The following is a 265-nucleotide window of genomic DNA, read 5'->3' as shown; positions in this document are numbered from 1 at the left end:
GCTCTGGTCGTAGACGACGAGCCGCAGTTGGCCGTGCGGGACGGTCAGTTGTTCGCTCCCAGGCTGGTGCGGCACCGTTCCTCCGTCTCGGACTCGGGCACGGACATGGGTGAGGGGACGGTGCTGGTCACCGGCGGTACCGGGACCGTGGGTGCTCTGGTGGCCCGGCACCTGGTCGCAGCGCACGGTGTGCGGCACTTGCTGCTGACCAGCCGTCGTGGTGAACAGGCTCCGGGCGCGGCCGAGTTGTGCGAGGAGCTGGCCG

At 70.6% G+C, this 265-nt stretch carries 1 protein-coding gene; it reads left to right on the top strand.

Annotation, left to right across the window (positions count from 1 at the left end):
* Positions 1–265, top strand: a 265-nt coding sequence (locus tag H5J33_RS36660; protein ID WP_181798982.1) for a KR domain-containing protein, incomplete at both ends; no start/stop codon positions are given.

This window comes from Streptomyces sp. WELS2, assembly GCF_013870595.1.
Taxonomy (GTDB): Bacteria; Actinomycetota; Actinomycetes; order Streptomycetales; family Streptomycetaceae; genus Streptomyces.
Note: the sequence above shows the minus strand (reverse complement) of the source record. Positions and strands in the feature narration are given on the sequence as shown.